The 14,046-nt window shown below is 70.1% G+C and carries 12 protein-coding genes; 4 read left to right on the forward strand and 8 right to left on the reverse strand.

All coding sequences use genetic code 11. The annotated features are described in order from the left end of the window. Window positions 1-218: 218 nt before the first annotated feature. Genes IEY79_RS37165 through IEY79_RS00210 form a run of 3 tightly spaced genes read left to right on the forward strand, consistent with a single transcriptional unit; the run spans window position 219 to window position 1,746 of the window. Window positions 219-395, forward strand: coding sequence for a hypothetical protein (locus IEY79_RS37165; RefSeq protein WP_229700540.1), 177 nt, complete (start codon window positions 219-221; stop codon window positions 393-395). Beyond that, window positions 392-817 (forward strand): ferritin-like domain-containing protein, encoded by a 426-nt coding sequence (locus tag IEY79_RS00205; protein WP_189105167.1) that lies wholly within the window; start codon window positions 392-394, stop codon window positions 815-817. The genes IEY79_RS37165 and IEY79_RS00205 overlap by 4 nt, the downstream gene beginning before the upstream one ends. Before the next feature lie 32 nt (window positions 818-849). Then, on the forward strand, window positions 850-1,746 hold the full coding sequence (locus IEY79_RS00210; RefSeq protein WP_189105168.1) for an aminoglycoside phosphotransferase family protein: 897 nt from the start codon (window positions 850-852) through the stop codon (window positions 1,744-1,746). 153 nt (window positions 1,747-1,899) lie between these two features. Here IEY79_RS00210 and IEY79_RS00215 read toward each other — a convergent pair whose 3' ends face one another. The 7 genes from IEY79_RS00215 to IEY79_RS00245 form a co-directional block, all read right to left on the reverse strand. Continuing rightward, entirely contained in the window at window positions 1,900-3,597 is a 1,698-nt protein-coding gene (locus IEY79_RS00215; RefSeq protein ID WP_189105169.1) for a proline--tRNA ligase, read from the reverse strand. 94 nt (window positions 3,598-3,691) lie between these two features. Beyond that, window positions 3,692-4,267, reverse strand: a complete 576-nt coding sequence (locus IEY79_RS00220; RefSeq protein WP_189105170.1) for a GNAT family N-acetyltransferase — start codon at window positions 4,265-4,267, stop codon at window positions 3,692-3,694. 15 nt (window positions 4,268-4,282) lie between these two features. Then, a complete protein-coding gene (locus IEY79_RS00225) occupies window positions 4,283-5,128 on the reverse strand; it encodes a GNAT family N-acetyltransferase (RefSeq protein ID WP_189105171.1) in 846 nt (281 codons plus the stop codon). A 224-nt stretch (window positions 5,129-5,352) separates the two neighbouring features. Further along, window positions 5,353-6,507, reverse strand: coding sequence for a flavodoxin-dependent (E)-4-hydroxy-3-methylbut-2-enyl-diphosphate synthase (gene ispG / locus IEY79_RS00230; protein ID WP_189105172.1), 1,155 nt, complete (start codon window positions 6,505-6,507; stop codon window positions 5,353-5,355). Between the two features lie 223 nt (window positions 6,508-6,730). After that, a complete protein-coding gene (locus IEY79_RS00235; RefSeq protein WP_189105173.1) occupies window positions 6,731-8,032 on the reverse strand; it encodes a M50 family metallopeptidase in 1,302 nt (433 codons plus the stop codon). Further along, window positions 8,029-9,291: a 1-deoxy-D-xylulose-5-phosphate reductoisomerase gene (dxr, locus tag IEY79_RS00240; RefSeq protein WP_189105174.1), complete on the reverse strand. Its 1,263-nt coding sequence runs from the start codon at window positions 9,289-9,291 to the stop codon at window positions 8,029-8,031. The genes IEY79_RS00235 and dxr overlap by 4 nt, the downstream gene beginning before the upstream one ends. Window positions 9,292-9,379: 88 nt before the next feature. Beyond that, window positions 9,380-10,165 carry a hypothetical protein gene (locus IEY79_RS00245; protein ID WP_229700541.1) on the reverse strand — a complete coding sequence of 262 codons (786 nt, stop codon included), beginning with the start codon at window positions 10,163-10,165 and terminating at the stop codon, window positions 9,380-9,382. Window positions 10,166-10,625: 460 nt separating this feature from the next. Between IEY79_RS00245 and IEY79_RS00250 the strand changes: the two genes are divergently transcribed. Next, a complete protein-coding gene (locus IEY79_RS00250) occupies window positions 10,626-11,822 on the forward strand; it encodes a glycoside hydrolase family 64 protein (protein ID WP_189105176.1) in 1,197 nt (398 codons plus the stop codon). 127 nt (window positions 11,823-11,949) lie between these two features. Here IEY79_RS00250 and IEY79_RS00255 read toward each other — a convergent pair whose 3' ends face one another. After that, on the reverse strand, window positions 11,950-13,911 hold the full coding sequence (locus tag IEY79_RS00255) for an acyl-CoA dehydrogenase family protein (RefSeq protein ID WP_189105177.1): 1,962 nt from the start codon (window positions 13,909-13,911) through the stop codon (window positions 11,950-11,952). Window positions 13,912-14,046 lie beyond the last annotated feature (135 nt).

Consider the following 14,046-nt stretch of genomic DNA (forward strand, 5'->3'; position numbering starts at 1 on the left):
TGGCGCCCCTGCGGGACGCCGTGGCGCGACATGTGAGCGCTCTGTCGCCGCCTCCTCGGCCTCCTGAGAAGGGCGAGTCGGCGAAGCCGTCCGCGTCTGCGTCCGCGTCCGCGTCTCCTTCCGAGTCCGCGTCAGTGTCCCCGACAACCGCCCCGTCGTCGGCCCCGTCGCTGGGGACGGCCGCAGGTGACACCGGGGCCGGCGGGCCCTCGCCGTCCGTGTCCGCCGATCCCGTCACCGCCCTCAAGGCGCTGGCCGCGGCCGAGCGCCGTGCCGCAGACGCGCACGCCGATGCGCTTGTCCACGCCCCGCCGGAACTCGCCCGGCTCCTGGCCTCCCTCGCCGCGGCCGGCGCCGCCCACGCGTATCTGCTGACGGAAGGATCCCCCTCGTGAGCGGTGACGGTGCGCTCGACGCCGCCCAGGCCGCCCTCGCCGCGGAACACGCCGCGGTGTACGGGTACGGCGTCGTCGGCGGCCGCGTCGGCGACGAACGCCGCACGGAGGCGACACACGCGTACGACGCGCACCGTGCCCGGCGCGACGGTCTCGCTCGTACGGTGCGCGATCTCGGCGGGAAGCCCGTGGCCGCCGCCGCCGCGTACACCATGCCCTTCGAGGTGCCGGACGCGGCCGCCGCCATACGCCTCGCCGCCGATCTGGAGGACCGGATCGCGGGCGTCTACTCCGACCTCGTGCGGGCCGCCGAGGGGCCTCTGCGACAGGACGCCGCAGGGGCGCTGCGCGAGGCGGCGGTCCGGGCGGTGCGCTGGCGGGGCAGCGGCGTAGCCTTTCCTGGGCTCGCCGAGCGGATGTGAGCCCGCTCGCTCCGAAAGGGATCTAGGCACGTATGGCTTTCGAACCGCCGCAGCGGCTGGTGCGCACCCTGAGCGAGACGTACGGGGAGTCCGTCGCCGGCGAGTGGCTCGGACAGCTGCCCGGGATCACCCAGGAGGCTGTGAAGCGGCGGGAGTTGACGGTCGAGCGGGTGGTGGCGCCCGGTGGCGGGAGCAGCCTCGTGGTGCTCGTACGGCGCCCCGACGGGGCGCCCGCGGCGCTCAAGGTGGCCCCGCCGTTCGCCGCCCCAGGGGCGGAGCGGGCGGCGCTGGCGCACTGGAAGGGCTGGGGCTCCGTGGAGCTCATCTCGGGCTCCGACGGTCAGCTGCTGCTGGAACGGCTCCACACCGAGACCTCGCTGCGCTCCCTGCCCGAGGCCAAGGCACTGCTCGAAGCGGCGGGAACGGTGCGGAAGTTGTGGGTGGAGCCCGTCGCCGAGCACGGCTTCGAAACGGTCGCCGAGCGGACGGCACCGCAGGCGGCGGCGATGCGGACCACGAGCGATCCGCAGGTCGTTCCACTCGTCACCGCCGCGCTCGACGCACGTGAGGAACTCGTCGCGGCCGGGCCGACGGAGCTGATGCTGCTCCACGGGGCCTTCCGCCAGGGCAAGGTGCTCTCCGGCGACCGTGCGCCATGGCTCGCGGTCGGCCCCGTGCCCGTGGTGGGCGAGCGCGCGTACGACCTGGCGCGGCTGGTCCGTGACCGCGTGGAGGACCTGGTCGCGGCGGCGTCCGGCGCGTCCGCGACGCGGCGCCGTGTGAACAAGCTGGCCGATTCGCTGGACATCGACAGTGAGCGGCTGCGTGGCTGGACGCTCTTCCGCGCGGTGGAGTCGGGCGTCCGCGCGCTGGAGGCCGGACGCCGCCAAGACGCGGAACTGCTGCTGGAGTTCGCCGACTGGCTGTAGCGGGGGCGCGGTCCGTCGCAAGGACAGCGCAACCGCGCACCGCACCCACGGGGCGGGCCGCGCCCGTCACCTGGACCGGCCCGTCCGCCCCGTACACCATCGTCCTGCCTCGCCCCCCAAGGGGCCGCGGCAACGTCAGACGCCGCGGCAACGTCAGACAGCGGCCGTCAGACGCGCGACCGCCTCGGCGACGGTGAGCTCCTCGCGCTCCCCGCTGCGGCGGTCCTTCAGCTCCACCACGCCCTCGCCCGCGCGGCGCCCCGCCACCAGGATCTGCGGAACGCCGATCAGCTCCGCGTCCGTGAACTTCACACCCGGCGAGACACCGGCGCGCTCGTCGACGAGCACCCGCAGCCCCGCCGCCGCCAGCTGTTCGGCGACGTCCACCGCCAGCTCCGTCTGGAGCGCCTTGCCCGCCGCGACGACGTGCACGTCCGCCGGAGCGATCTCACGGGGCCAGCACAGCCCCTGCTCGTCGGCGGTCTGCTCCGCGAGCGCGGCGACGGCGCGGGAGACGCCGATGCCGTACGAGCCCATGGTCACCCGCACCGGCTTGCCCTGCTGCCCGAGCACGTCGAGCTGGAAGGTGTCGGCGTACTTGCGGCCCAGCTGGAAGATGTGACCGATCTCGATGGCCCGCCCCAGCTTCAGACCCGCGCCGCACACGGGGCAGGGGTCGCCCTCCTCGACGACCACGACGTCGACGTAGTCGTCGACCTCGAAGTCGCGTCCGCAGACGACGTTGCGCGCGTGGGTGTCGGCCTTGTTCGCGCCGGTGATCCAGGCGGTGCCGGGAGCCACGCGGGGGTCGGCGATGTAGCGGATCTTCAGCCCCTGGGGGCCGACGTAGCCGCGTACGAGCTCGGGCCGGCCCTCGAAGTCCTCCGCCGTCACCAGCTCCACCACAGCGGGCGCCAGGTGCTCGCCGAGCTTGCCGAGGTCCACCTCGCGGTCGCCGGGAACGCCGACGGCGGTGATCTCGCCGTCGACCTTCACCAGCAGGTTCTTCAGCGTCGCGGAGGTCGGCACGTCCAGGAACGCGGCCAGCGTCTCGATGGTCGGGGTGTCGGGGGTGTCCAGCTCCTCCAGCGCCCCGTGTGCCGACCCGTCGACGGGCGCGGTGGTGAAGGTGACGGCCTCGGTGTTGGCGGCGTAGTCGCCGTTGGGGCAGTCGACAAAGGTGTCCTCGCCCGCGGCGGCCGGGGCCAGGAACTCCTCGGACGCGGAGCCGCCCATCGCGCCGGAGATGGCCGAGACGATGCGGTAGTCGAGCCCCAGGCGCGCGAAGATCTTCTGGTAGGCCGCGCGGTGGAGCGCGTACGACTCGGCGAGGCCCTCGTCCGTGGTGTCGAAGGAGTACGAGTCCTTCATCTGGAACTCGCGGCCGCGCAGCACGCCGGAGCGGGGGCGCGCCTCGTCCCGGTACTTCGTCTGGATCTGGTAGAGCATCACCGGCAGGTCCTTGTAGGACGTGCACTGGTCCTTGACGACCAGGGTGAAGATCTCCTCGTGCGTCGGGCCGAGCAGGTAGTCGCCGCCCTTGCGGTCCTTGAGGCGGAAGAGGAGGTCGCCGTACTCGTCCCAGCGGCCGCTCGCCTCGTAGGGCTCCTTGGGAAGCAGCGCCGGCAGCAGTACTTCCTGGGCCCCGATGGCGTCCATCTCCTCGCGCACGACACGCGAGATGTTGTCGAGGACCTTCTTACCGAGGGGCAGCCAGCTCCAGAGTCCCGCGGAGGTGCGGCGCACGTACCCGGCGCGGACCAGAAGCTTGTGGCTGAGGGTCTCCGCGTCCGCCGGGTCGTCGCGCAGTGTCTTGGCCATCAATCGGGACATGCGCTGGACCTGGGACATGGGGAGCACTCCTGCGTTTCTTCTCGGGTGTTGCCAGGAGGTTATCCGGGGCACACCGGCAGGCGGAAATCAGTAACGGTGCCCCGTAGGGTGCTCAGCGCCGCCGCAGCGGCAGCGGGGCTCCCATCACGGCGTACGGCTTGGCGGCGCTGGGGAAGCGGACCTGGCGCGCCAGGTCCCGGTAGCCGAGGGTGCGGTAGAGGCCGCGGGCGGGGCTCTCGGTGTCGATCGCGGAGAGGATCGAGCGGGGCTGCGTGGCACCGTCCGTGATGGTGGTGATCAGTGTGCGCCCGATGCCGTGTCCTTGGAAGGCGGGGTGGACGTGCAGTTCGGTGATGACGAAGGAGTCGTCGAGCCAGCTGTCGCAGTCGCCGGCGCGGAGGTACGGCTCGACGATCGTGGACCACCAGTGGGAGCGGTCGTTCGGCATGCCGTAGACGAACCCGGCCAGCCGGTTCTCCGCCGTGAGCGCCCCGTAGGCGCGCGCACCGGGCGCCAGGAGGTGTCGCAGCACGATCTGGCGCCGTACGCCGATCTCGGCCTCGCCCAGCCCGAAGGCGAGTGCCTGGACGGCCAGCGCCTCGTCCACGCGCGCGGCGAGGTCGATCGGCTCCACGCGTACGTCAGGGATCTGGGATTCGCTCCCGGGAAAGCTCGGCACGCTCGGCATGGCCGAACCCTACTTTCAGAAGAGGACGCTCATGAAGGCGCCCACCTCGCGGAAGCCGACCCGTCGGTAGGAGGCCCTGGCCGGTGTGTTGTAGTCGTTCACGTAGAGGCTGACGACGGGGGCGACGTCGGCGAGCGCGTACCGTACGACGGCCGCCATGCCGCTCTCCGAGAGGCCCCGGCCGCGGAACTCCGGGGCCACCCAGACGCCCTGGATCTGGCAGGCGTGCGGCGTCGCCGCGCCGATCTCCGCCTTGAAGATCACCTTTCCGTCGTCGATACGGGCGAACGACCGCCCCGCACCTACGAGTTCGGCGACCCGCGCCTGGTAGAGCAGCCCGCCGTCGCCGGCCAGCGGCGAGACGCCGACCTCCTCGGTGAACATCGCGACGCACGCCGGCATGATCGTCTCCAGCTCGTCCTTGCGGATGCGGCGTACGAGGGGGTCGGGCCGCACCGTTTCCGGCACTTGCTCGGTGACCATGAGCGGCTGGTTCGCCCGAACCTCGCGAGCGGGGCCCCAGTTGGGCTCCAGAAGCCGCCAGAGGAGGGCTGTCGGTTCGGCGGGGCCGACGATGGACGAACAGCGGCGCCCCGTCCGGCGGGCGCGGTCCGCGAAGGCACGTACGGCCTCGGGGGAAGCGCAGATGGGCACCAGGTTGGCGCCGGAGTAGCAGAGGGAACGCAGCCGGCCGTCCGCGTACCAGCCCCACATCTCGCCGCCGAGCCGCCAGGGATCGAGCCCCGCCGCCTGGACACGCGAAGCCACGAACGCGTTGGCGACGGGCTCACTCTCAAGAATGGCGAGCGCGGCGCCGAGTTCGCCTGGGTCGAGGACCCGAGTGGTGGTCTGCGTCAACACGAGAGGGGCCTCACCATACGTCTGCTGATTCTTCGCACTGTACCCGCCACTTCTGTGACGCGCCGCGTACACCGAAGGGCCCCGCTCCCTCCGGACGCCCTGAGGCGTGGGGTGCGGGGCCCGTACGGAGCCAGAACGCGGGCAGGGCGGGGGACGGGGTCGACCAAGGTCGACAGAGTCCGGCCGAGTCGGTCGACGGGCTCACAGGAGCCTCTGGCCGATCCTCAGCTGATGGAGACCTCGGGCTCGCCGGAGGGGACGCCGTCGCGTTCCATCTCCTCGGCGATCTTCATCGCCTCCTCGATCAGAGTCTCGACGATCTTCGACTCGGGCACCGTCTTGATGACCTGACCCTTCACGAAGATCTGGCCCTTGCCGTTGCCCGACGCCACACCCAGGTCCGCCTCCCGGGCCTCACCCGGACCGTTCACGACGCAGCCCATCACGGCGACGCGCAGCGGCACCTCCATGCCGTCCAGACCCGCTGTGACCTCGTCCGCCAGTTTGTAGACGTCCACCTGGGCCCGGCCGCAGGACGGGCAGGAGACGATCTCCAGACGGCGCTGCTTGAGATTGAGCGCCTCAAGGATCTGCAGGCCGACCTTGACCTCCTCGGCGGGCGGCGCCGAGAGAGAGACCCGGATCGTGTCCCCGATGCCCTCGCTGAGCAGCGCCCCGAACGCGACCGCCGACTTGATCGTCCCCTGGAACGCCGGACCGGCCTCCGTCACCCCGAGATGCAGCGGGTAGTCACTCTGGGCCGCCAACTGACGGTAGGCGTTGACCATCACCACCGGATCGTTGTGCTTCACCGAGATCTTGATGTCCCGGAAGCCGTGCTCCTCGAAGAGCGACGCCTCCCACAGAGCCGACTCCACCAGGGCTTCCGGGGTCGCCTTGCCGTACTTCTTGAGAAGTCTGGCGTCCAGCGACCCGGCGTTCACGCCGATACGGATGGGGGTGCCGGCCGCGGACGCCGCCTGGGCGATCTCCTTGACCTTGTCGTCGAACTGCTTGATGTTTCCCGGGTTCACCCGCACCGCCGCACACCCCGCGTCGATCGCCGCGAACACATACTTCGGCTGGAAGTGAATGTCCGCGATCACCGGGATCTGCGACTTCCGCGCGATCGTCGCCAGCGCGTCCGCGTCGTCCTGCGTCGGGCACGCCACCCGCACGATCTGACACCCCGACGCCGTCAGCTCGGCGATCTGCTGCAACGTCGCCCCGATGTCCGACGTACGCGTCGTCGTCATCGACTGCACCGAAACCGGCGCATCCCCACCGACAGCCACCGAACCGACCTGGATCTGTCGGCTGACCCTCCGGTCGGCGAGCTTCGTCGGAACATCCGGCATTCCGAGAGAAATCGCAGTCATCTGCTGTGCAACCCCAAGGTGTGGATCGTGGTCCCGAGTTCGGCGGGCTCCGACCATCGAGATTACGTCACCGGCCCGCCGTACGAGCACACCGCTGCGAGCAAACCTCCCAAAGGCATACGGCCGGGCGCAAAGAGACACCCGGCCGTAAACCTGAGGCCGCTTCGGCGGCACGAGCTGTACCCCGACGTATGGAGCGCGGCGGTGGCCGCGCCCCGTCCAACTACATGATCTTGACCGGATTCACCACGTCGGCGATGAGCACCAGCAGCGTGAAGCAGATGAAGATCCCCGCCACGACGTAGGCGACGGGCATGAGCTTCGCCACGTCGAACGGCCCCGGGTCGGGCCTCTTGAAGAGGCGCGCGAGTTTGCTCCGTACGGACTCCCACAGGGCCCCGGCCATGTGCCCGCCGTCGAGCGGCAGCAACGGCAGCATGTTGAAGAGGAACAGCGAGAGATTGAATCCGGCCAGCAGGAACAGCATCATCGCGACCTGGTTCTGCGCCGGGACGTCCAGCGTCATCACCTCGCCGCCGATCCGCGCGGCGCCGACGACGCCCACGGGCGAGTCGTCCTTGCGGTCGCCGTCGGAGAAGGCGGCGCTCCAGAGATCGGGGATCTTCGAGGGCAGCGCGATGATCGACTCGACACCGGTCACGATCATGTCGCCCATGCGGTCGACGGAGTCGCCGAAGGAGAGCGGGACGATCTCGGTGGCGGCGGCGAAGCCCAGATAGCCGGCGGGAACGTACTTGTCGGGTACGACCTCCCCGTCCGAGTCCTTCTGCGCCACCATGTTCGTCGCGAGCGTCGCCTGGAGGACCTCCTCCTTTCCGCCGCGTTCGACCGTGATGGTGGCGGGGCCGATCGTCTCGCGGATGAGGTTGGACAGCACGGACCAGTCCTCGACCCGCTGTCCGTTGAAGGCGACGATCTTGTCGCCCTCCTTGAGACCGGCGGCGCGGGCGGGCGACACGGGGTCGCTCGCCGTGCACTTCTCGCGCGCCACGTCCTGGGAGATGACGCACTTCTGAACGCCGGCGACCTCGGTCGTCTGGGTCTGGAAGCCGAAGCTCATCGCGACGCCCATGAAGATCACGACGGCGAGGACCAGATTCATGAACGGTCCCGCGAACATCACGATCATGCGCTTCCACGGCTTGCGCGTGTAGAAGAGCCGGGTCTCGTCGCCCTCCTTCAGTTCCTCGAAGGCCGCCGAACGGGCGTCCTCGATCATGCCGCGCCAGGGTGAGGTGGACCGCGCCTCGACACGCCCGTCGGCGCCCGGCGGGAACATCCCGATCATTCGGATGTAGCCGCCGAGCGGGATCGCCTTGATCCCGTACTCGGTGTCGCCCCTCTTGCGCGACCAGATGGTGGGGCCGAAACCGACCATGTACTGCGGCACGCGAATGCCGAAGAACTTGGCCGTCGACAGGTGGCCCAGCTCGTGCCACGCGATGGAGAAGAGCAGCCCCACGGCGAAGATCACTATGCCGAGGACTGTCAACAGGATCGTCATGCGCGAGCCTCCGCTGGCTGTTCTTCGCCGAATTTCTCTGCCATTTCGCGGGCCCGGGCGCGTGCCCAGGTCTCCGCTTCGAGGACGTCCGCCACAGTGAGCGAGGTTCCCTTGGCGGGCCGGCCGTGCTCGGCGACGACGTCCGTGACGGTATCCATGATGCCGTTGAACGGCAGCCGTCCCGCCAGAAACGCGTCCACGCACTCCTCGTTGGCGGCATTGAACACTGCCGGAGCCGTACCTCCGAGCGACCCGACATGCCTGGCGAGTCCCACCGACGGGAAAGCCTCGTTGTCGAGCGGGAAGAACTCCCAGGTCGACGCCGTGGACCAGTCGAAGGCGGGCGCGGCGTCCGGCACCCGTAGCGGCCAGCCGATGCCCACGGCGATCGGACCGCTCATGTCGGGCGGCGTGGCCTGCGCGAGGGTCGAGCCGTCCGTGAACTCCACCATGGAGTGGACGTACGACTGGGGGTGCACGACGACCTCGATGCGTTCGAAGGGGATGTCGTACAGGAGATGCGCCTCGATGACCTCCAGCCCCTTGTTGACGAGGGTCGCGGAGTTGATCGTGATCACGGGGCCCATGGCCCACGTGGGGTGTGCGAGGGCGTCGTCCGGGGTGACGTGGGCCAGTTCGGCTCGCGTACGGCCCCGGAAGGGACCACCGGAGGCCGTGACGACCAGCTTGCGCACATCGGCCCGGGTGCCCGCCGCGAGGCCCTGGAAGAGCGCGGCGTGCTCGGAGTCGACCGGGATGATCTGCCCCGGCTTGGCGAGCGCCTTGACCAGCGGGCCGCCGACGATCAGCGACTCCTTGTTGGCGAGGGCGAGCGTGCGGCCGGCTTGGAGGGCGGCGAGGGTCGGCGCGAGGCCGATGGACCCGGTGATGCCGTTGAGCACCGTGTGGCACGGGGACGCCGCGATGTCGGTGGCGGCGTCCGCCCCGGCCAGGATCTCGGGGAGCGGCTCGGAGCCGTACTCAGCACCCAGCGCCTCGCGCAGCGCCGGTACGGCGTCCTCGCGGGCGACGGCGACGGTGCGGACCCGGAGCTGTCGCGCCTGTTCGGCGAGCAGTCCGATCCGCCCGCCTGCGGCGGACAGCGCGGTGACACGGAAGCGGTCGGGGTTGCGCAGGACCAGGTCGATCGCCTGCGTGCCGATGGACCCCGTGGAGCCGAGGACGACGATGTCCCGGCGGCCTTCGGACGCGTCGAAGGCGATATGGGGGTCGGCGAGGGGGGCTGGACTGTCGCTCATGGGCCCCATTCTTGCCGCATCCGGCCACGGCGCGGACAGCGCGGGGCGAAAACGGGGCGCCGAGTTCTTACGGAGCCGGCCCCGTCCGTCAGCCCTTGGCGCCCGCCTCGAACTTCTTCCACTGCGCCGTGATGACCTCTTCGGGCACCTTCCCGATGTCCTTCGTATCCGTGATGTCGGCCCGGAAGGAGAGGGTCGTGGTGCCGGAACGTACTACGGTGAGGTACTCGTACAGCTTCAGCGTGCCCCTCACGTCGAGGATCGTGAAGCGGTACGCCTGCGCCTCGTCGCCGTGGTCGGGCGCCTTGACCGGCTCGACCTTCAGGTACTGCCCCTTGGCGACGGCCCGGTTCTCGACGAAGCCGCCCGCGCACGCCTTGCCCGCCGCACCGAGGGCCTTCATTACGGAGGCCGCGCCGTCGCCGTTGTAGGAACGGAGCTGTACGGCGACGGTCGTGCCCAGCATCTCCTCGGTGACGTCGACGTTGCGGTGGACCTCGGACACCGGATCGAAGGCGGTGGCGCCCTTGGCGAGGCTGACGAGGGGCTGGCAGGTGGCGGGGTCGGCGGTGTAGTCCTCCCCCAGGGGCGCGCCGAGGGTGAACTCTCCGGCGGTGTACTTGCCGATCTTCTCGCCGTCGGTGAAGGCGAGGGCCGTGAGGTCACGCCGGCTGAGGGCCCCGGTGCCGCCGGAGCCGGCCGGGTCGGGGGCGTCGCCGCTCTCTCCGGCGTCGTCGGCGGGGGTGGACGCGGACGGCTTGCCGTCCGCTCCCGTCTCCTTGGCGCTTTTGCCGCTGTCGCCCGTCTCGCCGCCCCCGCCGCCGCAGGCGGCCGCACCGGTCAGTACGGCGCCTACGAGCGCGAGAGCCGCCACGCGGCGCGGGCGTGCGCGCCAGCCGCCGGACCGTCCCTGATTTCCCGCCCCGAACATGCCTGCCCCAATCGTCAGTTGACGGCGTCCTCGGCCCCGCGCCCTCGGCGGCACCCCTGGCCGAATCGCGCGGCTCGCGCCCCGTGTGGTCACGTGGCGGCTTGATTGTGCTGCATGCGGGCCCCGTGGTCACACGCGGCGGGCCGGGGCACCGGCGGCCGAGTCGAGACATCTTCGGCAAGTTGTGGCATCCGCATTGACACGCCTCACGCGCGGCGCAATTCTGAGAGCGCTCTCAGAAAGGTCTGGACCTGAAGAGTCACGCGCTTCCGGTTTCCCGCTCCCGGCAGGCCCTCCGGCTCCCGGCCCTTCAGGTCGCACCCGCCTCACCGGCGGCGTCGGTACGTCAGATTCCGCCCCCCACTGTTCTCACCGGGATTCACCTGACGAGGAGGAAGAGCGAGTGCCCGCGATACGCAAGCTGCTGGCCTCTCTGGCCGCCGCGGTGGTCTTCACCACCGGATTCACGGCCTTGACCAGCACCACCCCGGCCGAGGCCGCGGTTCCCAGCACCATTCCGTTCACCATCACGAACAACTCCGGCCGCGGCGAACAGCTCTACATCTACAACCTCGGTACCGAGCTCTCCTCCGGCCGCCAGGGCTGGGCCGACGCCAACGGCACCTTCCACGCCTGGCCCGGCGGCGGCAATCCGCCGACCCCGGCGCCCGACGCCTCGATCGCGGGACCGCCCCCGGGGCAGAGCCGGACGATCCAGCTGCCGAAGTTCTCGGGACGGGTCTACTTCTCGTACGGGCAGAAGCTCGTCTTCAAGCTGGCCACCGGCGGGCTGGTGCAGCCGGCCGTACAGAATCCGAGCGACCCGAACCGGAACATCCTCTTCAACTGGTCCGAGTACACGCTCAACGACTCCGGCCTCTGGATCAACAGCACCCAGGTAGACATGTTCTCGGCGCCGTACGCGGTCGGCGTCAAGGGCCCCAGCGGCGCGACCAAGACCACGGGCCACCTGAAGCCGGGCGGCTACAACGGCTTCTACAACTCTCTCAGGAGCCAGCCGGGCGGCTGGGGCGGTCTGATCCAGACCCGGCCGGACGGCACGGTCCTGCGGGCGCTCGCACCGGGTCACGGCATCCCCTCCGGCGCCCTGCCGGCCGGTGTGCTGAACGACTACATCGACCGGGTGTGGGCGAAGTACGCCAACTCCCCGCTCACGGTGACCCCGTTCGCGAATCAGCCGGCGGTCAAGTACGTCGGCAGGGTCTCCGGCAACGTCATGAACTTCACCAACACCTCGGGCGCCGTGGTCACTTCGTTCCAGAAGCCCGACGCCGACAGCATCTTCGGCTGCTACAAGCTGCTCGACGCGCCCAACGACCAAGTACGGGGCCCGATTTCACGCACGCTGTGCGCCGGGTTCAACCGCTCGACGCTCCTGACCAACCCCAACCAGCCCGACGCCGGCCCGGCGGACTTCTACAAGGACAGCGTCACCAACCACTACGCGCGGAAGATCCACGAGCAGATGGTCGACGGCAAGGCGTACGCGTTCGCCTTCGACGACGTCGGCGCCCATGAGTCGCTCGTGCACGACGGCGACCCGCGGCAGGCGTACCTCACGCTCGACCCGTTCAACTAGGGCAGCCCCCGTACGCCACGGGCCGCGTCCTCCGTAAGGAGGACGCGGCCCGGTGGTTTCCCCCACCCCGTCGGAACGGCCGGAAGGGCTCGGCTCCCGGTCGGTCCAGGCAACTCGACCCGGTCGCTCAGCGGATGGGCCGGTGGACGTTGTTCCGCTGCGACGGACCGGGCGTGGCGTCGGCGATCCAGGGGCCGTCACCGCTCGGGTCGATGATGCCTTCCTCCAGCCAGGTGTACGTCCCCGACAGCACACCGTTCACGACCTTGCGGTCGATGTCGTCCGTGTTGGACCACAGCCGCGTGAACAGTTCCTCGACGCGGATCCGGGCCTGCCGGCAGAAGACGTCGGCGAGCTGGTACGCCTCGCGGCCGTGCTCTCCCCCCGTACGCAGCATCTCGGCCCGTACGCACGCCGCGCTCATCGCGAACAGTTCGGCGCCGATGTCCACGATGCGGCCGAGGAAGCCCTGCTTGGTCTCCATGCCGCCCTGCCAGCGCGACATGGCGTAGAAGGTCGAGCGGGCGAGCTTGCGCGACGTCCGCTCGACGTAGCGCAGATGCGCGGAGAGATCCAGATGCCCCTTGGGGTGAAACTCCGCATAGGAGTTGGGCAGTTGGCCGGGACCGGCGACCAGCTTCGGCAGCCAGCGTGCGTAGAAGGCGCCCGCCTGCGCTCCGGCCCTCGCCTTGTCGGACAGCGTCTTGTCGGGGTCGATGATGTCGCCGGCCACCGACAGGTGCGCGTCGACCGCCTCGCGGGCGATCAGCAGATGCATGATCTCCGTGGAGCCCTCGAAGATCCGGTTGATCCGCATGTCGCGCAGGACCTGCTCGGCGGGCACGGCACGTTCCCCCCGGGCGGCCAGTGAATCGGCCGTCTCGAAGCCCCGTCCGCCGCGGATCTGGACGAGTTCGTCCGCCATCAGCCAGCCCATCTCGGAGCCGTACAGCTTGGCCAACGCCGCCTCGATACGGATGTCGTTGCGGTCCTCGTCGGCCATCTGGGACGACAGGTCGACCACGGCCTCCAGCGCGAAGGTCGTCGCCGCGATGAACGAGATCTTCTCCCCCACCGCCTCGTGCTGGGCGACGGGCTTGCCCCACTGCTCGCGCGCCGCCGTCCACTCGCGGGCGATCTTCAGGCACCACTTGCCCGCGCCGACGCACATCGCGGGAAGCGACAGACGGCCGGTGTTGAGCGTGGTGAGGGCGATCTTGAGGCCGGCTCCCTCGGGGCCGATGCGGTTCGCCGCCGGGACCCGTACCTGGTGGAAGCGGGTGACCCCGTTCTCCAGACCGCGCAGGCCCATGAAGGCGTTGCGGTTCTCCACCGTGATGCCCGGCGAGTCCGCCTCGACGACGAAGGCGGTGATACCGCCCTTGTGCCCCTCCCTCTTCGGTACACGGGCCATCACGACGAGGAGGTCGGCGACGACTCCGTTGGTGGTCCAGAGCTTCACGCCGTCCAGGACGTAGTCGTCGCCATCGCGCACCGCGGTGGTGGCGAGCCGCGCGGGGTCCGAGCCGACATCGGGCTCGGTCAGCAGGAAGGCGGAGATGTCGGTACGGGCCAGGCGCGGCAGGAACGTGTCCTTCTGCTCCTGGGTGCCGAACATTTTGAGCGGCTGCGGTACGCCGATCGACTGATGCGCCGAGAGCAGCGCGCCGATCGAGGCGTTCGCCATGCCGACCAGCGCGAGGGCCTTGTTGTAGTACACCTGGGTGAGGCCGAGGCCGCCGTATTTCCGGTCGATCTTCATGCCGAAGGCGCCGAGTTCCTTGAGGCCGTTGATCACCTCGTCGGGAATGCGCGCCTCGCGCTCGATCGTGGCGCCGTCGATCCGCGTCTCGCAGAACTCACGCAGCGTGGCCAGGAAGGCCTCTCCGCGCCGTACGTCCTCCGCCTGGGGCGCGGGGTGGGGATGGATGAGATCGAGCTGGAAACGGCCGAGGAACAGCTCCTTGGCGAAGCTCGGCTTGCGCCAGCTCTGCTCACGGGCGGCCTCGGCCACCCGTCGCGCTTCCCGCTCGGAGACCTTGGGCTCCGGGACCTGGGCCGTGTCGAATGAATCGGATGGAGCGGACATCGGGAACTCACCTCGCCGCGAACGTCGGGTCGATGGGCCCGACCGGCCAAGGCGTTGTCATGGCGCCCTGGTGGGAAAGGTACCGGCCGGTACTACTCGTCCGTATCTACCCGAATACCGAGGGTGTAGCCAGTC

The organism is Streptomyces camponoticapitis (assembly GCF_014646115.1).
Taxonomy (GTDB): domain Bacteria; phylum Actinomycetota; class Actinomycetes; order Streptomycetales; family Streptomycetaceae; genus Streptomyces; species Streptomyces camponoticapitis.